The organism is Streptomyces sp. NPDC088157 (genome assembly GCF_044741545.1).
Lineage (GTDB): Bacteria > Actinomycetota > Actinomycetes > Streptomycetales > Streptomycetaceae > Streptomyces.
The window spans coordinates 783,157-802,506 of record NZ_JBIUSU010000003.1; the positions used below are offsets into that span (position 1 = coordinate 783,157).

Genomic DNA, 19,350 nt, shown 5'->3' on the forward strand with positions numbered 1-19,350 from the left:
ACCAAGTCGGTTGCGGTGTCGACCATGGTGGCAGACGGGTCGGGCGGGGCGGCGGCGGTCCACCGGGAAAGGACGACACGGCGCCCGCCCCACCTCGCCAAACTCCTTCGGCCGCCCCGGATTTGCCGAGCCGAGTGCGGTTGCTCACAGCCTCGGCGCCTCCCGGGCGGACGTGGGCCCGTCCTCGGCAGAAGTCGCGGCGAACCACGCTTTCCGCACAATAGGAACCAACGTGTGAAAACAGCTGGTCCCGGGAACCCGGTGCCGGTGCCGTCGGGAAAGCGGCGGTCGACAGGACGATCCTGCCGGCTGAGCATGATCCCTGGCCGGTGATCCCCCACTCCTTCCACGAGCCCCGCGCCGCAACCGCACCCCGCGCCGTCTGCGGTCGGGCGCCTCTCCCTGCGGACGAAGGACGTGCCATGACCGATGCGACCCCCCGCCCGCCCTGGCGCCGTGCCGTGGTGACCGGCGGCGCCGGCTTCCTCGGCAGCCATCTGTGCGAACGACTGCTGGATTCAGGTGTCGAAGTCGACTGCGCGGACAATCTGCTGTCCGGTTCACGCGCGAACGTGGCCCACCTCGGGGACCGCCCCGGATTCAGGTTCGTCCAGTGCGACGTTTCCGCCCCCGGGTGCCTGCGGGGCCTGCGGGGCCTGCCGGGACCCTACGACCTGATCCTGCACTTCGCCTGCTGCGCCTCACCCGCCGACTATCTGCGGCTCCCCCTGGAGACCCTCGACGCCGGCAGCCTCGGGACCCGCGCCATGCTGGCCGTGGCCGAACGGGACGGGGCGCGCTTCCTGCTCGCCTCCACCTCCGAGGTGTACGGCGACCCGCTCGTCCATCCGCAGCGCGAGGACTACTGGGGCAACGTCAACCCCGTCGGGCCGCGCAGCGTGTACGACGAGTCGAAACGGTTCGCCGAGGCACTGGTCACGGCGCATGTGCGGGCCCGGGGCGCCGACGCGGGCATCGTGCGCCTGTTCAACACCTACGGGCCGCGCATGCGGGCCCACGACGGCCGTGCCGTGCCCACGTTCGTCTGCCAGGCACTGGCGGGTGAACCGCTCACGGTGGCCGGTGACGGGCGGCAGACGCGGTCCCTGTGCTACGTGGACGACACGGTCGACGGCATCCTGCTGGTGGCCGCGAGCCGCTCGGTGCGGCCCGTCAACATCGGCGGCACCGACGAGGTCACGGTCGGGGACATCGCCCGCCGGGTCGTGGCCCTGACGGGTTCCTCCTCCCGCATCGAGTTCGTCGACCGGCCCACGGACGATCCGCAGCGGCGCCGTCCGGACACCCGGCTGGCCCACGAGCTCCTGGGCTGGGCGCCCAGGGTCCCCTGGGAGGAGGGGATCAAGCAGACCATCGCCTACTTCGCCACCGCCCTGCCGCCCCGGGAAACGGCCCCGCAGTTCTGAGAACCCCTCCGGGAGAACGCATGAACGTCCTCGTCCGGCACGAGCGCGGTTCCTGGCCGGCCTCGTTCTGCCAGGGCCCGCACACGTTCCTCGTCCCGCCCCAGCCCGACCGCGGGCCGGACGGGCTGGGGCGGGCCAGGACCTGGCAACGGCCGTCGACTGTGAGGGAGTCGAGCCCGACCGAGCTGGGCGAGGCCGACCTCGACCTCGTGATGTCGCAACGGCCGCACGAGCTCGCGCCGGCCCGGCATCGACGTGCCCGCCAACCGGCTGGATGTGCTGGAGGAGGTCCGCCGGTTCCTCGCGGACCCGGCCCACGCCCGCCGGACCGGGGAGGCCGCGAGGGCCGCGGCAGGCCCGGTACGGAGAACGGCGTTTCCGGGACGACCGGGAACGCCTGATCAAGGAGGTCACCTGATGAGCACCAGTCATCCGCCGGCCGGCCGCGTCGCCATGGTCTCCGAGCACGCCAGTCCCCTGGCCGAGCTCGGCGGCCCCGACGCGGGCGGCCAGAACGTCTACGTGGCCCGACTCGCCACGCAGCTGGCCCGCCGGGGGTACGAGGTCGCCGTGTACACGCGACGCGACGGCCGCCGGCTGCCGGAGCGGGTCACCACGCCCGACGGGGTGAAGGTGGTGCATGTGCCCGCCGGACCTCCGGCGCCGATACCCAAGGACGAACTCCTCCCGTACATACCGGAGTTCGGCGCGTGGCTGGCCCGTGAGTGGGCGGCGGAACCCCCCGACGTGGTGCACGCCCACTTCTGGATGTCCGGAATGGCGGCGCTGGCCGGTGCACGCGCCTCGGGCGTGCCCGTGGTGCAGACGTACCACGCGCTCGGCGCCGTGAAGAAGCGCTGTCAGGGCTCCGCCGACACCAGTCCGCCCGAGCGCGTGGCGATCGAGACGGCCGTCGGGCGGGAATGCGCCGGCATCGTCGCCACCTGCCGGGACGAGGTGGCCGAGCTCGTCGCCATGGGCCTGCCCCGCGACCGTGTCCACGTCGTCCCGTGCGGGGTGGACCCCGAGCAGTTCACACCGGTCACGGGGGCCCGGCGGGCGCCCTCCGCACCCCGGCGGCTGGTCGCCGTCGGCAGGCTCGTGCCGCGCAAGGGCTTCGACCGGGCGATCCGCGCCCTGGCCGGCGTGCCGGACGCCGAACTCCTCGTGGCGGGCGGTCCCCAGCCCGCGCTGCTGATGGCCGAGCCGGAGGCGGAGCGGCTGTGGTCGATCGCGCAGCAGTGCGGGGTCGCCGACCGGGTGCGGCTGCTGGGCGCGGTGAGCCCGACGCGGATGCCCCGGCTGATGTCCGGCGCGGACCTCGTGCTGTCGGTGCCGCGGTACGAGCCCTTCGGCATCGTCCCGGTGGAGGCCATGGCCTGTTGCGCGCCGGTGCTCGCCACGGCCGTCGGCGGGCAGCTCGACACCGTGGTGGACGACGTCACAGGTGTCCTGGTCCCGCCCGACGAGGACCATGACCTCGGCGCGACCGTCCGCGACCTGCTCGACGACCCGGCGCGGCTCGCCCGGTACGGGGCCGCCGGACGGCGCCGGGTCCTCGCCCGCTACACCTGGGACTGCGTGGCCGACGGGGTGAGCCGGGTGTACGGCGCCGTCTCCGCCGTACCGTCGCTCTCGGGAGTGGTCCGATGAGGATCGCCACGGAGGTCGCGCACTGCGACGACCTGATGAAGGCGCTCGAGGCGTTCCGCGGTTACGCCGGGCCCGTCGTGCAGCGGTGGGGCACCGTCCTCGCCACCCGTCTGACGACGGGCGGCCGGCTCCTCGTCGCGGGCAACGGCGGCAGCGCGGCGCAGGCGCAGCATCTGACGGCCGAGCTGGTCGGCCGCTACCGCGACGACCGGCCGCCGTTCTCCGCGCTCGCGCTGCACGCCGACACGTCCTCGACGACCGCCATCGCCAACGACTACGGCGTCCAGGAGATGTTCGCCCGGCAGGTCTGCGCGCACGGCCGGGCCGGGGACCTGCTGATGCTGCTGTCCACCAGCGGGGCCAGCGCCAACCTGCTGGTCGCCGCGAAGGAGGCGCATCGCCTGGGCATGACCGCCTGGGCGCTGACGGGTCCGGCGCCCAACCCGCTGGAGGGCACCGCGGACGAATCCCTGTGCGTGACCGGGGCCACCTCCGCCACGGTCCAGGAGCTGCACCTCGTGGCGGTCCATCTGCTGTGCGAGTCCTTCGACCGGGCCGTCGCCCGGCAAGGCTGGTGACCACCCCGGCGGCGACGATCAGGTTCCGCCGCCGGGGTGGCCGGTACGGCATGGCCCGCGGAGCGTGGCCGACCCGGGCAGGCCGGTGCGGGGAGGCCGGTGCGGGGAGGCCGGTGCGGGCAGTGGCCCGCGGAGCGTGGCCGACCCGGGCAGGCCGGTGCGGGGAGGCCGGTGCGGGCAGGCCCAGCCCGGGGAGGCCGGCCCGGGAAGCCAGCCCCGGGAGGCCGGTCTGGGCGTCCGGGTCGTCGCGGTCGCCCTCGGGCCGGAGGGCGTCGGGTGGTCCGGAGCCGGGTGGTCCGCCCTCTCGCGGGCGTCCTCGCTCTCCGGTTCGCCCTCGGCCCGGGACGGACGTTCTCGGTCGAGGTGCCCCCTTCCTGCCGCCGGAACCCGCCTCCCGTCCGGGCGGCGCCGGACGGGAGGCGGGTGCCCCTCGGCGACCCGTGCGAGGCGGCTCGACGGCGTGGCCTGCCGGCGGCGAGGCCGTGCTCTACGACCCGTTCGGGGACGCGGACGGGCCCGTGCCGCCCAGTTGCCGGATGGTTCCGCCGAGCTTGGGCAGGAATCCCGTCAGCATCTCCGGCTGCGCGCTGACCACCCAGCGGGAACCCACGAGGTACTGCCCCCCGTAGATGCCGGCTGCCTCGAGCCACGTCTCCTTGTACTGCTCCTCGGGGAAGGTGGTGATGAGGTAGTCGGCCTCCTCCGTGTGGCAGACGCCCTGGCGCAGCTCGTCCGCCTCGATGCGGATCTTGGCCGTGCAGCCGGTCAGGCCGGCGATGACCTCGACCTTCGCCGGTGCCACGACGCCGGCCTCGGGAGCGGCGGTGACCGTGGTCGCCGTGGGCGGGCCCTTCCTGGCGGCGGCTTCCCCCTCCGAGCCGCTGCACGCGGTGGCGAAGGAAAGCATGGCCAGGCTGCCGGCCAGTGCGGCACCGCGCACGAGGCGGGCCGTGGGCTGGTGAAGCACGTACAACTCCGTAGTCGGCGCTCTCCCCGTCACCCCGTGGGCGCGCCCGCGGAGGCGCCTTGGACGGGCTTCGACAAGGGGTACGGGTGAGGGGGGAGGCCCGTTCAGCCGTCGCCGTCGCGCGGGACCGGTGCGGCACACCGAGGACCGCGGGCCGGCCCGGGAACAGCCTCGGCACCCGTCGGGCGGGCGACCTGTCTAAGGTGAGAGGGAGCACCACCTGCCCGGGAGTTCCCATGACCGGTCCCCGTCGGAAGCGCCCCACCGACGCCATCGGCGCCATCGAGCCCCCGGGCAACGCCGAGACGGTCGTCGGTGTGCTCTCGGTGACGGTCCTGGTGGAGGTCCTCGGCGTCCTGTCCGGGTCCGAGGTGTGGCTCCTCGGGCTCCTGGTCTTCCTGCCGGGAACGGCGTCGGCACTGTGCACCGTCCAGCAGACGAGGTTCGTCGCCGCCTGGACCACCCTGTTCGTCAGCCTCACCCTGCTGCTGCGGGCCGGTGACGGCGGCCGCTGGCTCGACCGGGCCCTGCTGGTGCTGCTCACCCTCGCCCTGGGGGCCGCCTCCGTCTACGCCTGCCACCGGCGTATCGCGCGCGAGCACGAGATGCTGCGGCTGCGTTCCACCGCCGCCGCCATGCAGCGGCACATCCTGCACCCCCTGCCCCTGCTCACCGACGACGTGCTGGTCAACGGGGTCTACGAACCCGTGCAGGAGGACCGGCTCGTCGGCGGCGACATATACGACGTCGTCGCCTCACCCTGGGGCACGCGGGTGCTGATCGGAGACGTGCAGGGCAAGGGACTGGCCGCCGTGGGCGCCGCGTTCGCCGTCATCGGCGCCTTCCGCGAGGCGGCCCACCGGGAGCCCACGCTCACCGCGCTCGTCGACGCCCTGGACGCCGCCGTCGTCCGGCACAACTCCTACGCCGAACAGACCGGCGACGACGAGCGGTTCGTCACCGCCCTGATCATCGGCGTCGACGCGGACACGGAGGCGCAGGTCGTCAACTGCGGACACGTTCCGGCCCGGTTGCTGCACGACGGCGCCGTCACCACCCCCTCGGTGGACACCGGCGTCCCCCTCGGACTCGCCGAACTCGCCGTCGAACCCACGACGGTGGACTGGTTCGTGTTCCCGGCCGGTGCGACGCTGGTGCTGACCACCGACGGTCTCACCGAGACCCGCTCCCACGACGGCACGTTCTACCCGGTCGACGAGCGGCTGCGGAAGCACCTCGACCTCTCCCCCACCGAGCTGCCCCTGGCGCTGCACGAGGACGCCCGCACGTTCGCCGGGCACGACCGCCGGCAGGACGACGTCGCCGTGCTGACCGTCCGCCGGTCGCCCCGTCACTGAGGTCGGCGCGGCACCGGGCCCGGCCGTCGTGGCGGGGCGGCCGACTCGTCCCACGGCGCGCGCTCGGCGTGATGAGTCAGCGGTGCCACCCGGGAGCACGTCCACTGGGCGGACCACCGGGCCGGGGCCCCGTCACCCCGGCCCGGACGGCTCAGACCCAGGCGGTCACCGGCACGAACGAGCTGTCCTGGCGGAACAGGTCCGTGCCGTCCGGCTGTTCCACCCGGAGCTGGTAGTTGTAGTGGCGCAGGTAGTAGCCGGGGTAGTTGTACGACTCGAAGCGGATCGAACCGCTCGCCGAGCCCGTCCGGGCGATGAAGGTGGCGTCCCTCGCGAAGGTCGACGTGCCGTCATTGGCGTCGAAACGCCCCCGGAAGGAGTAGTGGCGCAGGTAGTTGCCGGCGGCGTCGCGGAAGGAGTACGCGTTCGCGTCGGCGAGGCCGGCCACGACGGTGAAGGTGGACGCCTGCTTCTCGGCGGTGGTGCTCGCGCTGGTCACCACGGGCAGGTTGAGCAGGGCCGACTGCTCCTGCCAGTAGCGGGTGGTGTAGTTGCCGGACCGCAGGGAGCGGGTGGTGTTCTTCGTGATGCCGGGGCCACCGGTCACCGTCTCCTTGATGACCGTGAAGTGACGTGCCGTGCCCGAGATGCCGGGCAGCGCCTTGGGCGCGCTCCAGGTGGCGAAGGAGTCGTAGCTGTCGCTGTAGTAGTAGTTGCCGTCGCCGTAGCCGTCGAAGAAGATCCGCCAGCCGCCGTTGTCGAGCTGGATGACGGACGGGCCCTCCCGGTAGCTGCCCCAGCCCGCCCAGTCGCCGGTCCTGGTGATCGTGTAGGGGCCGGCGAGGCTCGACGCCGTGCCGTACTCGATGTACTTCGCCGTCTCGTTCTTCGTGAACGCGTGGTACGTCGAGCCGACCTTCACGATGTAGGTGTCGATGTGGTTCGACCCGATGCCGGACAGCGCGACCGGTGAACTCCAGGCCGTGAGCGCGGAGTTGGTGGCCTTCAGAAGGTACGGGGTGAAGATCCACTCGTCGCTGGTCACCGAGCAGGACACGATGACGTTGACACTGCCGTCGCTGTCGACGAACCACTCCGGCGCCCAGGCGCGGGACAGGTTGGCGATCGGGACCGTGTAGTCGTACAGGAACGTCCAGTTGACCCGGTCGGAGCTGCGGGCGAAGCCGATGGTGGTGCTGGCGTCCTGCCAGGTGTGGGTGGTGTAGGTGATGTAGTAGTAGCCGTTGGTGTGCTTGAAGACGCTCGCGTCGCGGATGCGGTTGCTCGGCGGGGTGTAGGCGGAGGACTGCACCAGCCGGAAGTCGGTGGCGTCGTCGGACTGGTAGACGTTCACCGTTCCGTCGTTGCTGTTGAGGAACGGCACGATGGTGTAGCGGGTGGCCGACCCGGCGGTCGGCGCGGCGGCGAGGGCCGTGCCGAGCAGGCCGGGCGCCTCGCCGAGCACGAGGGCCGCGGCGGGCAGCGCGGCCATCGCACGCAGCACGGCACGGCGGGACGGGGTGGAGGGACGTGACGTCATGGTGCGGCTCCCTGCGGCTCAAGGTTCGAAATTCCGAACGGAGTTCGGAAAGTCGATCAGAAGGTAGGGGTGAGGCAGGAACACGTCAATCCTTTGCGCAGGAACGGACGATGCCTGTGGGACACCTGTGGCGAAGCGGTCGGGGCCCCGGTGGCGGACGGCCGCACACCTCCCGCCCGCGCGCCGTTCCGCCATCCGGCCGCCAGAGGTTACCGTGCGGTAGACAACGTCGCCCCGGAGGTGCCCGCATGACGCCCGACCGTGCCGCAGGCCTGACGGCCACCGCCCGCGCGCTGGCCGAGGGCGAGGTCTCCTCCCGCACGCTCGTCGAGCAAACCCTCGCCCGGATCGAGGCGAGCCAGGGCACCCTCAACGCCTTCCGGATCGTCCGGGCCGAGGCCGCGCTCGCCGAAGCCGACGCCGCCGACCGCCGGTTGGCGGCCGGGACGCGGAGCCCCCTGCTCGGAGTCCCCGTCGCCGTCAAGGACGACATGGACGTGGCGGGCGAGCCGACCGCCTTCGGCTGCCAGGGCGCGCACCCGACGGTCGCCGAGGACGGCGAGGCGGTACGGCGGCTGCGGGCGGCGGGGGCCGTGATCGTCGGCAAGACCAACACCTGCGAGCTGGGGCAGTGGCCGTTCACCGAGGGCCCGGCGTTCGGCGCGACCCGCAACCCATGGAGCACCGAGCACACCCCGGGCGGCTCTTCCGGCGGTTCGGCGGCCGCGGTCGCGGCGGGGCTGGTACCGGCCGCGCTCGGCTCGGACGGCGCAGGATCCGTCCGCATCCCCGCCTCCTGGACGCATCTGGTCGGCATCAAGCCGCAGCGCGGCCGCGTCTCGACCTGGCCGCGCGGCGAGTCCTTCCACGGCATCTCGGTCAACGGCACGCTGGCCCGCACGGTCGCCGACGCCGCGCTGCTGCTCGACGCGGCGAGCGGCAACCACGCGCACGACCCGCACCGGCCGCCCGCCGTCGACGCCTTTGCCGCGGTGGGCCGCGACCCGGGCCGGCTGCGGATCGCGCTGTCGCTGAAGCCGCCGTTCACCGCCGTACCCGCCCGGCTGCGCCCCGAGGTGCGGGCTCGCGTCCTCGAACTCGCCGAGAGACTGGCCGGCCTGGGGCACACCGTCGAGGAGGCCGACCCGCCGTACGGACAGATAGGGCTCACCTTCGTTCCCCGGGCGACCGCCGGCGTCGCCGAGCGGGTCGCCGAGGCTCCCTTCCCCGCGCTCCTGGACCGGCGCACCCGGGGCGCCGCCCGGCTGGGCCGGCTGCTCGGCGGGATCCCGCTGCGGGCGGCCCGGCGCGCGGAGGCGGTCCTGCACCGCCGGATCGGCGGCTTCTTCGAGAAGTACGACGTGATCCTCGCGCCGACGACGGCCGCTCCTCCGCCCCGTATCGGCGCGATGCTGCACCTGAGCGGTTTCGCCACCGACCGCGCCATGATCGCCGCCTGTCCCTACGCCTGGCCGTGGAACGTACTGGGCTGGCCCGGCGTCAACGTCCCCGCGGGCTTCACGCCCGACGGGCTGCCGGTCGGCGCGCAGCTGCTCGGCCCGGCGAACAGCGAGCCGCTGCTGATCTCGCTCGCCGCCCAGTTGGAGGCGGAGCTGCGCTGGCACGAACGGTGGCCGCGGGAAGCGGTCGCCGACTCGCCGACCGGATGAGCGCGTTCGACCCGTACCCTGTGACCATGGACGACGCGTCGATGGTCGGGCTCATGGGGCGGGTCACCGGAGCGGTAGGGCCCGGGCTCGTCGGCGAGGTGATCGTCCGGGTGCGTGGCGGTGCCGAGCACTTCCTCGCCTACGCCGTCTCCGGTACCGAACGCATCGAGAGGGGCACGGTGGTCACGGTGGTGGAGTACCTTCCGCCGCGGACGGTCTACGTCTCGGCGATGTACGGCGGTTGAGGCGGCGCGTGCCCGTCGTGTGCCGTATGTACCAAGCGGGCAACAGCGGTTCGGCCCCGTCTGTACACGGCTCGTGCGCGGGCACACACTCCCGGTACGTTCGGTGCCCCGAGGGCACCCTGCACCGGGGGAGTGCATGCTCATGGAAGTCGGTTTCGTCGTCGGGGCGGCAGTCGGTGCCGTCCTGGTCCTGATCGGTGCGTTCAAGTTGATGTGGCGTGTCGCGGAGCCCAACGAGGCGCTCATCATCTCCGGTTCGAAGCACAAACTGGAAGGCCTCGAGGAGGGCATGGGATTCCGTATCGTCACAGGGCGGGGCACGCTCGTGACGCCCGGCATGCAGGCCGTGCGCAAGCTCTCGCTCGACCTGAACCAGACGGAACTGCACGTGGACTGCGTGACCCACCAGGGCATTCCACTGAAGGTGCGGGGCGTGGTCATCTTCAAGGTGGGCGACGACTTCGTGTCGATCGCCAACGCCGCCCGCCGCTTCCTCGACCAGCAGAAGCTGATGGCGGAGCGCGTGCACACCGTGTTCGCCGGTCATCTGCGGGCCATCGTGGGCGGGTTGACGGTCGAGGACATGATCCGCGACCGGGAGAAGCTGACCGGGCAGGCCCGTGCCGCGTGCGGCACCGAGATGGAGAAACTGGGCCTGATCGTGGACTCCCTGCAGATCCACGAGATCGAGGACCCGACCGGGTACATCAAGAACCTGTCCGCCCCGCATCTGGCGGCCGTGCGCAGGGACGCGCGCATCGCGCAGGCCGAGGCCGACCGGCTCGCCACCGAGGCCGAGCAGCTGGCGTTCGGACGGATGGCGGAGGCCACCCGGGACAGCGAGATCCTCAAGGCCGGCTACCAGGCCGAACAGGACAAGGCCAACGCCAAGGCCCGGCAGGCCGGGCCGCTCGCCGACGCGGCGGCCCGCCAGGAGGTCGTGGTCCAGGAGACGCGGGTCGCCGAACTCGAGGCGCAGCGGCGCGAGCAGCAGCTCCAGGCCGACGTCCGCAAACCGGCCGACGCCAAGGCGTACGAGAAGCGGACGCTGGCCGAGGCCGAGCGCGACGCCCGGATCTCGGCGGCCGAGGCCAAGGCCACGGAGACCCGCTCCACCGGTGAGGCGGAGGCCGCCGCCACGCAGGCGAAGGGTCTCGCGAAGGCCGAGGCGAACCGGGCCCAGGGGCTCGCCGAGGCCGACGCGATCAAGGCGCGGGCCGCCGCCCTCGCCGAGAACCAGGAGGCCGTGGTCGCGCAGCAACTCGCGGAGAAGTGGCCGGAGATCGTCCAGGCGGGCGCGTCCGCGTTCGGCAACGTCGACAACATGGTGGTGCTCAACGGCGCCGACGGCGTGGCCGACATGTTGGCCAAGGCGCTCACCATGGGCGGGACGGGGCTGGGGCTGGCACGTCAGCTGCTCTCCTCGATGAACCAGAACGGGCAGACCGCGAACGGGGCTTCGCCGCTCAACGGAAGCGCGGGCCCGCCTTCGCAGCGGGTTCCGGTCGAGGAGAAGTGACCCGCTGACGACGCGGTCACGGGGGCAGCCCTTAAGGTGCCCCCGTGACCGCGTATACCGAAGAAGACGTCCCGGGCCGCTCCGGCCCCTCCGCCACCACCGAGGCCGACCCCCGCGAGGTCGGCCGGGTGCGTACCGAGTACTCCCCCGCGCACGACGGCGACCCGGACCCCGGCGAGATCGTGTGGACCTGGGTTCCCTTCGAGGAGAACGACGGCCGGGGCAAGGACCGCCCGGTGCTGGTCGTCGCCCGAGAGGCGGGCGGGACCGTCCTCGCCGTACAGCTCTCCAGCAAGCGGCACGACGGCGACCGCGAGTGGGTGCCGATCGGCAGTGGGCCCTGGGACCGGACCGGACGGGACTCCTGGGTGGACGTCGACCGCGTCCTGCGCCTGCACGAGGCCGGCATGCGCCGCGAGGCATGTGCGCTGGACCGGATGCGGTTCAACCTGGTCCGGCACCGGCTGCACGAGCGCTACGGCTGGACCTGAGAACCCTTCCGGTCGAACACCGTCTCGAAAGCCCCGAGAACCGCGCTCCCCGGCGTCCGGTCCAGCACTCCGAACACCACGTGCTCGAACGTCCGCTCGAACCGCCCGCCGGGGCCCAACAGAGTCCGGAACGCCTCCGCCACCTGCGCGGGGTCGTTGCGGAACACCCCGCAGCCCCAGGCGCCCAGCACCAGCCGCCGGTAGCCGTGCGCGGCGGCCGTCTCCAGGACCCGCTCGGCGCGGACGGCCAGCGCGGACGGCAACCCGGACGCGCGCTCCGGGACCGTCCGCAGCACCACGCCCGCGTTCGGGGCGGCGGACGTCAGGAAGCCGACGGCGTAGGGCTCGTCGAGCAGGCGGCCCCGGTCGTCCCGGAAGACGGGCACGGCCGGTGAGTGGATGACGCGGTCCGTGTAGAACGGGTCGCGGTGGGCGCGGTGGTGGTCGTAGAACTCCCGGGCCTCCAGCAGGCAGGTGTACAGCGCGGAGGCCCGGCACAGGGCTTCCTCCTGCGCCTGGGCGCCGTTGAGGTAGCCGCCGCCGGGATTGCGGGCCGAGGCGAAGTTCAGCACGGCGACCGGGCCGTGGCCGACGAGCCGCCGGGCGGCCTCGAGGCTGCTCTCGCCGGTGACCTCGACGAAGGCGCGCTCGACGGCCGAGTCCGCGGCGGTCCTGCCCTCGGCGGCCTCTCCCTCGACGACCGGATCACCCGACTCGCGCACCGAGGAGTTCGTGGACGTGCTCGTCGGTATCCCGACCGGTCCCGGTCCCACCATCCGCGTCCCCGCCCGGGCGGCCTCGACCGCCGCGCCGAGGGACACCTCGCGCCCGTCGGAGGCGCGGTAGGAACCCGCCGCGACGATCTCCTCCGTCTCCCGCGCGATGCCGCGCAGCCGTGCGCTCATGGCGCCACCCCCGTGGATTCCATGGTCGCCCGCCGCGCGGTCACTCGTGCCCCGCCGGCCTCCCCCGTCGTGCTCATACACGCATCGTGAGCGATCCTGGACATCGCGTGCAACAGAGTTTCCCGGACCGGGGAACACTCCGCGGACCGGCCGGGAACGCCGGGGAAACAGCTCGAACCCGATCCCCTATGCACCGTTGTGCCCCCTTGTACGAATCCGTTCGAGGGTTTTGGCTGGGACGAGCGACGCCGGTCCGGCCGCACCGAGGCCGGACCGGTGGCATGGTGGAATCTCAGGAGGATCCCGACATGTCCGACTCGGTCAGTGACTGTACCGACGAGACGGAGTCCCGCAGCGCCCTCACCGAAGCCGAGGTGGAGGCCCTGGTCAGGGGCATCTGTTTCAAGACCGGCCCGCCCCGCACCGTCGGGGTCGAAGTGGAATGGCTCGTCCACGAGCTGCGCGCGCCGCAGCTCCCCGTCACACCCGAACGACTCGAAACGGTCTACGCCGCACTGCGGACCGTGCCCCTGAGCTCTCCGCTCACCGTCGAACCCGGCGGCCAGCTGGAACTGAGCTCACCGCCCGCCGCCTCCCTGATGGAGTGCGTGGGCACCGTCTCCGCCGATCTGGCCCTCGTCCGCGCGGCCCTGGCAGAGCACGGACTCGCCCTCTCGGGCAACGGCACCGATCCCTGGCGAACACCCCGGCGGTTCCTGCGCGAGCCCCGCTACGACGCCATGGAAGCGTGCCTCGACCGCACGGGCCCGGCCGGCCGGGCCATGATGTGCGCCTCGGCCTCCGTGCAGGTCTGCCTGGACGCCGGCCACGAGGAGCCCGGCCCCCTGGGGCACGGGCGGCGCTGGTGGCTGGCGAACACCTTGGGCGCGGTACTGGTGGCGGCCTTCGCCAACTCGCCGCTGCTCGCCGGCGCCCCCACCGGCTGGCGTTCCACCCGGCAGCTGCTGTGGATGGAGATCGGCGCCGGCCGCGCGGGCGGCCCCCCGCTGGACGGCGATCCGCGCACCACCTGGGCCCGGCACGTGCTGGACGCGCCGGTGATGTGCGTCCGGCGCGAGAGCGGGCCGTGGGAAGTGCCCGACAGGCTCACCTTCCGGCAGTGGACCCGGACGGGAGCACCGACCCGGGAGGATCTCGACTACCACCTCACCACCCTCTTCCCCCCGGTCAGACCGCGCGGCCACCTGGAACTGCGCATGATCGACGCACAGCCCGGCGACGACGGCTGGATCGTGCCGCTCGCCGTGACGACGGCGCTGTTCGACGACCCGGAGGCCGCCGAGATCGTCTACCGCACGGTGAAGCCGCTGGCCGAGCGCGCCCAGCCGCTGCCGGCCCCGCACAATCCGCTGTGGATCGACGCGGCCCGGTACGGGCTGACCGACCCGGAGCTGCACGAGGCCGCCGTGGCCTGCTTCGGCACGGCCCTGCGTGCCCTGCCCCGTCTCGGCGCCACCGAGGCGGTGATGGAGGCCGTGACGGACTACCTGGAGCGCTACGTCCTCAGAGGCCGTACGCCCGCCGACGACCAGCTCGACCGCCTGCGCGGCACGGACACCCGCGCGTACGGGAAGGACCTCAGCACATGACCGACCCCGCTCTGGACACCGGGCCCGCCCTGGACGTCGACGCCCCGGACGTCGACGCCGCCCTGGACGCGGACGCCCTCCGCACCCGCGTGCTCGCCTCCCTCACCACGGCCCGGGAGCGCACCACGCTGCTGACCAGCTGCGTCGAGGAGCCGGACCTCACCGCCCAGCACTCCCCGCTGATGTCCCCACTGGTGTGGGACCTCGCGCACATCGGCAACCAGGAGGAGTTGTGGCTGCTGCGCACGGTGGCCGGCCGTGAGGCGATGCGCCCCGAGATCGACGGCCTGTACGACGCCTTCGAGCACTCCCGCGCCGAACGGCCCTCCCTGCCGCTGCTGCCGCCCGTGGAGGCCCGCCGGTACGCCGCGGAGGTGCGCGGCCGGGTGATGGACGTGCTGGAGTCGGCCGACTTCGGCGGCACCCGGCTGACGGAAGCCGGATTCGCCTTCGGGATGATCGCGCAGCACGAACAGCAGCACGACGAGACGATGCTGATCACCCATCAGCTCCGTACGGGCCCGCAGGCCCTGACCGCACCCGACCCGGAGCCGGTACCGCTGTTCACCGGCCCGGCCGAAGTCCTCGTGCCCGGCGGCCCGTTCACGATGGGCGCCGTCGGCGAACCGTGGGCGCTGGACAACGAACGGCCCGCGCACCGGCGCGAGGTGGCGCCCTTCCACATCGACACCACCCCGGTGACGAACGGCGCGTACCAGGCGTTCATCGAGGACGGCGGGTACGACGACGAGCGCTGGTGGACGAAGGAGGGCTGGGCGCACATCCGCCGCAGCGGCGTCCACGCACCGCTGTTCTGGCACCGTGACGGTGGGCAGTGGCTGCGCCGACGCTTCGGAGTCACCGAGGTCGTGCCGTCCGACGAGCCGGTACTGCACGTGTGCTGGTACGAGGCCGACGCCTACGCCCGCTGGGCCGGACGCCGGCTGCCCACCGAGGCCGAGTGGGAGAAGGCGGCCCGATTCGATCCGGCGACCGGCGGCTCGATGCGCTACCCGTGGGGCGACGCCGACCCCGCCCCCGAACACGCCAACCTGGGCCAGCGGCATCTGCGCCCGGCCCCGGCGGGCAGCTACCCGGCCGGTGAGTCCCCGCTCGGGGTGCGGCAGTTGATCGGTGACGTATGGGAATGGACGTCCAGCGACTTCCTTCCGTATCCGGGATTCGAGATGTTCCCGTACAAGGAGTACTCGGAGGTGTTCTTCGGCCCCGAGCACAAGGTGCTGCGCGGCGGTTCGTTCGCGGTGGATCCGGTGGCCTGCCGGGGCACGTTCCGCAACTGGGACTACCCGATCCGGCGGCAGATCTTCTCCGGGTTCCGCACGGCCCGCTCGGAATCCGCCTGATGTGCCGTCACCTGGCCTACCTGGGGCCCGAAGAGCCGCTCGGCCGACTCCTCAAGGAGCCGCCGCACAGTCTGTACCACCAGTCCTGGGCGCCCCGGCGACAGCGGTACGGGACGGTCAACGCGGATGGTTTCGGGGTGGGTTGGTACGCCGAGGGAGACCCGGTGCCGGCCCGCTACCGCCGGGCCGGGCCCATCTGGGCGGACCTGTCCTTCGCCGACCTGGCCCGGGTCGTACGCAGCCGGGCGCTGCTGGCCGCCGTACGGGACGCGACGCTGGCCGGCGCCGACGCGGAGGCCGCGGCGGCGCCGTACGCGGCCGGGACCTGGCTGTTCAGCCACAACGGGGCGGTCCCGGGCTGGCCGCGCTCACTGGAGGCGCTCACCGGTTCGCTGCCCGCCGCGGACCTGCTGTCGATGGAGGCGCGCAACGACTCCGCGTTCGTCTGGGCGCTGGTCCTCGCCCGGCTGCGCGCCGGGGACACCGGGAGCCAGGCGCTGGCGGACACGGTCCTCGAGGTCGCGGCGGCCGCTCCCGGTTCACGCCTCAACCTGCTCCTCACCGACGGGGAGTCCGTCACCGCGACCGCCTGGGGCGACACCCTCTGGTATCTGGCCGAGCCCGGCCGGGGCACGGTCGTGGCCTCCGAACCGTACGACGACGATCCGCACTGGCAGGAGGTCCCCGACCGCACCCTGCTCGCGGCGAGCCGCGCCGACGTCCTGCTCACCCCGCTGAAGGAACCGAGCACGGACACGGCATCCGCACCTCCCAAGGAGATCGGCACGTGAGCCCGTTCCAGATCACCCGTACCCTCCCCGAGGACGCCACGGACGCCGCCCTGCGCGCCGACGTCCTGCGTGGCCTCACCGAAACCCCGAAGACGCTGCCGCCGAAGTGGTTCTACGACGCACACGGCAGCGAACTGTTCGAGCAGATCACCGAACTGCCCGAGTACTACCCGACGCGCGCCGAGCGCGAGATCCTCGTGGACCGGGCCGGCGAGATCGCGGCCGCGGCCCGCGCCCGCACGCTCGTCGAACTCGGCTCGGGCTCCTCGGAGAAGACCCGCTACCTGATCGACGCGCTGACCGACCTGGACACGTACGTGCCCGTCGACGTCAGCGAGAGCGCCCTCACCCAGGCCGGACAGGCTCTGATCGCCGAACGGCCGGGGCTGGACGTCCACGCCCTGATCGCCGACTTCACCGCCGCTCTGGCGTTGCCCGACACCCCGGGCCCGCGCCTCGTGGCGTTCCTCGGCGGCACGATCGGCAACCTGCTGCCGGCCGAGCGCGCGGTGTTCCTGGCCACGGTGCGCGCGCTGCTGGCGCCGGGCGACGCGCTGCTGCTGGGCACCGACCTCGTCAAGGACGAGGGGGTGCTGGTGCGGGCGTACGACGACGCGGCCGGGGTGACTGCCGCCTTCAACCGGAACGTGCTGACCGTGGTCAACCGCGAACTGGGCGCCGACTTCGATCCCGCGGCGTTCGCACACGTCGCGCTCTGGGACGCGGAGAACGAGTGGATCGAGATGCGGCTGCGCTCCATGCCGGCGCAGACCGTGAAGGTGCCCGCGCTCGACCTCGCCGTCGACTTCGCGGCCGGCGAGGAACTGCGCACCGAGGTGTCGGCGAAGTTCCGGAAGGAGGGAGTACGCGCGGAACTGGCCGACGCCGGACTGGATCTGTCCCATTGGTGGACGGACGGCGCGGGCCGCTTCGCACTGTCGCTGAGCGTGGCGCGCCGATGACAACACCCTGAGCACCTGGGGCGAGCGCCCTCCGGCCCGTCATCTGCCGGCCGCGGCCGCGGCGGGAGGAGACGGGTCCGGAGCCGGTGTGGCGGCCTGATCGGCGGGCGCCGGGCCGTCGGGCGCCAACGGGCCGTCGGGTGCCAACGGGCCGTCGGGCGTCGCCGGGCCGTCGGGCGCCACCGGCGCCGGCGGGTCGCCGGGCTCCAGACAGTCGACGAAGCTGACGAAGTCGCGCCCGACGGTGCCTTGGACGACCACGAACTCGCTCGCCTCGTGACTGCGCAGCAAGCACATGTCGTAGCGGGCGACGGCCGGGAGGGGCTCCTCCTGGCCGGTCGTCCGGTACTCGTGACGGCCCGCCAACTGGCAGGATTCGTAGTGGATCAGCGGTCCTCTCGGCCCCACCGTGTAGCGATGCGGGCGGACTTCGGGGGCGAAGTCCTTGAAGGCGACGCCGGTGTCGTCGCAGTCACTGAAGTGGACCGTGCCGCTCTTCCACAGGCAGTCGATGACGCGCACGTCCGGGTTGCGCACCTCGAACCGGATGTCCTGCGCGTGGAACCGCTGCACCGAGTCGTGGTGCTGGGCGACCGGGAAGCGGAAGAACGTACTGCTGGTGCCGTACTCCTCGGTGCCCTGCGGTCGCGTGCCGGTGATGATGTAGGAGCCGCCCCGGCAGGCGATGGATCCGCCGTAGGGGAATTCGAGGAAGTTGCCCCATTCGTACTCGACCTTCATGTCGGTGAACCAGTAGTTGAGGAACTGGTCCTGGTCGTTGGGGTCCTGCTTGCGTCCGGTGACCCCCGAGTACAGGAACGCACGGCGATAGCTGCCGCCGACCCGGCAGGCGTCCCACTGCATCTCTGAGTTGGTGTCCGTGCCGTCCAGGGCGACCCCGTACTCCCACTCCCCCATCCACTCGCACTCCGAGAACCGGTAGTCCTGCGCCTGCCCTGTGGAGTACGAGCTGAAGAAGGACGCGCCCGGCGTGGCCGAGCGGAACTGCATGCGCTCGAAGGACACGTTGGACCAGATGTCCTCGTTGCGGCACAGATAGGAGCCCGGGCCCTCGTCCGGGCGGAAGACCAGCGTCGTCATGCGCTTGCCCGCTCCGGAGAAACGCAGTCCGTTCGCCGACCGCAGCGGGGCGACGCCGTTCAGCAGCGCGTTCGGGCGCGTGATGAGGTACTCGCCGGCGGGGATCTCGATCACCGTGCGTCCGACCCCGCGGAACACCCGGGCGGCGGCGAGCGAGTAGGCGAGCTCGAACGCCGCGGTGTCGTCGACGCGTCCGTCCCCCACCGCTCCGAGGTCGGCCACGTTGATCACGCGCGACAAGAGGTCGACGGAGGCGCCGTTCCGCCAGGGCCCGTCGGCGCCGACGGGTCCCGCGGGGACTCCTCCCGGTCCCACGGCGGCGGACGCGGTGTGGCCGGTGAGGGCCGTCGCGGCCAGCACCGTCAGTCCGCCACGCAGAAGTTGCCGACGGCTGACACGAGACATCCCGCCTTCCCGTTCTGCCATAATTGCCTTCTTTCAAGCGATTTCTACATTAAGGGAGACAATGACCGAGTTTGCCGAGGTACTCAGGCAGCTGTCGGCGGCGCAGAAGCCCGCGAAGGGGACATCGCTCTACACTCGGTTCGTCAACCGGCCGGCCGGCCGTGTCCTGGCCGCGCTGGCCTACCGGGTGGGGGCGACACCCAATCAGCTGACCGTCCTCGCGGCCGTATTCACCTTCCCGGCACTGGCCGCGGTGGCCCTGCTGCCGCCCGGACCGATGATGGCGGTCTGCGTCGCCGCGTCACTGGCCGTGGGATTCGCGCTGGACGCGGCGGACGGTCAGCTGGCGCGAGGCCAGCGCTCGGGGAGTCCGTCGGGTGAGTGGCTCGACCATGTCCTGGACTGCGCCAAGATCGTCACCCTCCATATGGCGGTGCTGGTGTCGTTCTACCGGTTCTTCGCCCTGCCCAGCCCGGCCCTTCTGCTGGCACCGATGCTCTTCCAGCTCGCGGCCGTGGTGATCTTCTTCGCCGGGATCCTGACGGAGAAGCTCAAACGGCTGACGCCGGGCGAAGTCCCGGCGGGGTCGCCCCCTGCCCTGCGGTCCGTGCTGCTGCTGCCGGTCGACTACGGCCTGACCTGCCTCAGCTTCCTATTCCTGGGGAGCCAGGACCTCTTCCTCCCGGTGTACTGCACGCTGCTGCTGGCCCACGTGCTGTTCATGGCCGCCTTCCTCGTGAAGTGGTACCGGGAACTGAGCTGAG

Annotated in this window: 17 protein-coding genes; 13 read left to right on the forward strand and 4 right to left on the reverse strand. The window is 72.4% G+C overall.

Annotation, left to right across the window (positions count from 1 at the left end; all coding sequences use genetic code 11):
- The first annotated feature begins 422 nt into the window (after positions 1-422).
- The 3 genes from ACIPFH_RS14725 to ACIPFH_RS14735 all read left to right on the forward strand — a co-directional run bounded on the left by ACIPFH_RS14725 (position 423) and on the right by ACIPFH_RS14735 (position 3,658).
- Positions 423-1,427 carry an NAD-dependent epimerase/dehydratase family protein gene (locus tag ACIPFH_RS14725; RefSeq protein WP_401826354.1) on the forward strand — a complete coding sequence of 335 codons (1,005 nt, stop codon included), beginning with the start codon at positions 423-425 and terminating at the stop codon, positions 1,425-1,427.
- 417 nt (positions 1,428-1,844) lie between these two features.
- On the forward strand, positions 1,845-3,080 hold the full coding sequence (locus ACIPFH_RS14730) for a glycosyltransferase (protein ID WP_401826357.1): 1,236 nt from the start codon (positions 1,845-1,847) through the stop codon (positions 3,078-3,080).
- Entirely contained in the window at positions 3,077-3,658 is a 582-nt protein-coding gene (locus ACIPFH_RS14735) for an SIS domain-containing protein (protein ID WP_401826360.1), read from the forward strand. The genes ACIPFH_RS14730 and ACIPFH_RS14735 overlap by 4 nt, the downstream gene beginning before the upstream one ends.
- A gap of 487 nt (positions 3,659-4,145) precedes the next feature.
- On the opposite strand, the gene ACIPFH_RS14740 is transcribed toward ACIPFH_RS14735, so the two are convergent.
- Complete coding sequence (locus ACIPFH_RS14740; protein WP_401826888.1) at positions 4,146-4,565, reverse strand: hypothetical protein; 420 nt, start codon at positions 4,563-4,565, stop codon at positions 4,146-4,148.
- 296 nt (positions 4,566-4,861) lie between these two features.
- On the opposite strand from ACIPFH_RS14740, the gene ACIPFH_RS14745 reads away from it, so the two are divergent.
- On the forward strand, positions 4,862-5,983 hold the full coding sequence (locus ACIPFH_RS14745) for a PP2C family protein-serine/threonine phosphatase (protein WP_401826363.1): 1,122 nt from the start codon (positions 4,862-4,864) through the stop codon (positions 5,981-5,983).
- A gap of 151 nt (positions 5,984-6,134) precedes the next feature.
- Here ACIPFH_RS14745 and ACIPFH_RS14750 read toward each other — a convergent pair whose 3' ends face one another.
- A complete protein-coding gene (locus ACIPFH_RS14750; protein ID WP_401826364.1) occupies positions 6,135-7,523 on the reverse strand; it encodes a glycoside hydrolase family 43 protein in 1,389 nt (462 codons plus the stop codon).
- A gap of 248 nt (positions 7,524-7,771) precedes the next feature.
- On the opposite strand from ACIPFH_RS14750, the gene ACIPFH_RS14755 reads away from it, so the two are divergent.
- The 4 genes from ACIPFH_RS14755 to ACIPFH_RS14770 all read left to right on the forward strand — a co-directional run bounded on the left by ACIPFH_RS14755 (position 7,772) and on the right by ACIPFH_RS14770 (position 11,448).
- On the forward strand, positions 7,772-9,193 hold the full coding sequence (locus tag ACIPFH_RS14755; protein ID WP_401826367.1) for an amidase: 1,422 nt from the start codon (positions 7,772-7,774) through the stop codon (positions 9,191-9,193).
- 26 nt (positions 9,194-9,219) lie between these two features.
- Positions 9,220-9,438 (forward strand): hypothetical protein, encoded by a 219-nt coding sequence (locus ACIPFH_RS14760; protein ID WP_356263687.1) that lies wholly within the window; start codon positions 9,220-9,222, stop codon positions 9,436-9,438.
- Between the two features lie 136 nt (positions 9,439-9,574).
- A complete protein-coding gene (locus tag ACIPFH_RS14765; RefSeq protein ID WP_401826369.1) occupies positions 9,575-10,957 on the forward strand; it encodes a flotillin family protein in 1,383 nt (460 codons plus the stop codon).
- A gap of 44 nt (positions 10,958-11,001) precedes the next feature.
- Complete coding sequence (locus tag ACIPFH_RS14770) at positions 11,002-11,448, forward strand: type II toxin-antitoxin system PemK/MazF family toxin (RefSeq protein ID WP_401826371.1); 447 nt, start codon at positions 11,002-11,004, stop codon at positions 11,446-11,448.
- On the opposite strand, the gene ACIPFH_RS14775 is transcribed toward ACIPFH_RS14770, so the two are convergent.
- A complete protein-coding gene (locus ACIPFH_RS14775; protein WP_401826374.1) occupies positions 11,433-12,353 on the reverse strand; it encodes a TIGR02452 family protein in 921 nt (306 codons plus the stop codon). The genes ACIPFH_RS14770 and ACIPFH_RS14775 overlap by 16 nt on opposite strands.
- Positions 12,354-12,661: 308 nt before the next feature.
- Between ACIPFH_RS14775 and egtA the strand changes: the two genes are divergently transcribed.
- Genes egtA through egtD form a run of 4 tightly spaced genes read left to right on the forward strand, consistent with a single transcriptional unit; the run spans position 12,662 to position 17,080 of the window.
- On the forward strand, positions 12,662-13,963 hold the full coding sequence (gene egtA / locus ACIPFH_RS14780) for an ergothioneine biosynthesis glutamate--cysteine ligase EgtA (protein WP_356263699.1): 1,302 nt from the start codon (positions 12,662-12,664) through the stop codon (positions 13,961-13,963).
- Positions 13,960-15,327 carry an ergothioneine biosynthesis protein EgtB gene (egtB, locus tag ACIPFH_RS14785; protein WP_401826376.1) on the forward strand — a complete coding sequence of 456 codons (1,368 nt, stop codon included), beginning with the start codon at positions 13,960-13,962 and terminating at the stop codon, positions 15,325-15,327. Before egtA ends, egtB begins: the two co-directional genes overlap by 4 nt.
- Positions 15,327-16,118, forward strand: coding sequence for an ergothioneine biosynthesis protein EgtC (egtC, locus tag ACIPFH_RS14790; protein ID WP_401826379.1), 792 nt, complete (start codon positions 15,327-15,329; stop codon positions 16,116-16,118). Before egtB ends, egtC begins: the two co-directional genes overlap by 1 nt.
- Positions 16,115-17,080, forward strand: coding sequence for an L-histidine N(alpha)-methyltransferase (egtD, locus tag ACIPFH_RS14795; protein ID WP_401826382.1), 966 nt, complete (start codon positions 16,115-16,117; stop codon positions 17,078-17,080). Before egtC ends, egtD begins: the two co-directional genes overlap by 4 nt.
- 39 nt (positions 17,081-17,119) lie before the next feature.
- On the opposite strand, the gene ACIPFH_RS14800 is transcribed toward egtD, so the two are convergent.
- A complete protein-coding gene (locus tag ACIPFH_RS14800; RefSeq protein WP_401826384.1) occupies positions 17,120-18,586 on the reverse strand; it encodes a glycosyl hydrolase family 28-related protein in 1,467 nt (488 codons plus the stop codon).
- A gap of 61 nt (positions 18,587-18,647) precedes the next feature.
- Between ACIPFH_RS14800 and ACIPFH_RS14805 the strand changes: the two genes are divergently transcribed.
- Positions 18,648-19,349, forward strand: a complete 702-nt coding sequence (locus ACIPFH_RS14805; RefSeq protein ID WP_401826387.1) for a CDP-alcohol phosphatidyltransferase family protein — start codon at positions 18,648-18,650, stop codon at positions 19,347-19,349.
- Position 19,350 lies beyond the last annotated feature (1 nt).

Bases quoted from the DNA above. Each gene is read 5' to 3' on its own strand.
- ACIPFH_RS14725 (WP_401826354.1), top strand. From the start codon at position 423: ATGACCGATGCGACCCCCCGCCCGCCCTGGCGCCGTGCCGTGGTGACC.
- ACIPFH_RS14730 (WP_401826357.1), top strand. From the start codon at position 1,845: ATGAGCACCAGTCATCCGCCGGCCGGCCGCGTCGCCATGGTCTCCGAG.
- ACIPFH_RS14735 (WP_401826360.1), top strand. From the start codon at position 3,077: ATGAGGATCGCCACGGAGGTCGCGCACTGCGACGACCTGATGAAGGCG.
- ACIPFH_RS14740 (WP_401826888.1), bottom strand. From the start codon at position 4,565: ATGCTTTCCTTCGCCACCGCGTGCAGCGGCTCGGAGGGGGAAGCCGCC.
- ACIPFH_RS14745 (WP_401826363.1), top strand. From the start codon at position 4,862: ATGACCGGTCCCCGTCGGAAGCGCCCCACCGACGCCATCGGCGCCATC.
- ACIPFH_RS14750 (WP_401826364.1), bottom strand. From the start codon at position 7,523: ATGACGTCACGTCCCTCCACCCCGTCCCGCCGTGCCGTGCTGCGTGCG.
- ACIPFH_RS14755 (WP_401826367.1), top strand. From the start codon at position 7,772: ATGACGCCCGACCGTGCCGCAGGCCTGACGGCCACCGCCCGCGCGCTG.
- ACIPFH_RS14760 (WP_356263687.1), top strand. From the start codon at position 9,220: ATGGACGACGCGTCGATGGTCGGGCTCATGGGGCGGGTCACCGGAGCG.
- ACIPFH_RS14765 (WP_401826369.1), top strand. From the start codon at position 9,575: ATGCTCATGGAAGTCGGTTTCGTCGTCGGGGCGGCAGTCGGTGCCGTC.
- ACIPFH_RS14775 (WP_401826374.1), bottom strand. From the start codon at position 12,353: ATGAGCGCACGGCTGCGCGGCATCGCGCGGGAGACGGAGGAGATCGTC.
- egtA (WP_356263699.1), top strand. From the start codon at position 12,662: ATGTCCGACTCGGTCAGTGACTGTACCGACGAGACGGAGTCCCGCAGC.
- egtB (WP_401826376.1), top strand. From the start codon at position 13,960: ATGACCGACCCCGCTCTGGACACCGGGCCCGCCCTGGACGTCGACGCC.
- egtC (WP_401826379.1), top strand. From the start codon at position 15,327: ATGTGCCGTCACCTGGCCTACCTGGGGCCCGAAGAGCCGCTCGGCCGA.
- ACIPFH_RS14800 (WP_401826384.1), bottom strand. From the start codon at position 18,586: ATGTCTCGTGTCAGCCGTCGGCAACTTCTGCGTGGCGGACTGACGGTG.
- ACIPFH_RS14805 (WP_401826387.1), top strand. From the start codon at position 18,648: ATGACCGAGTTTGCCGAGGTACTCAGGCAGCTGTCGGCGGCGCAGAAG.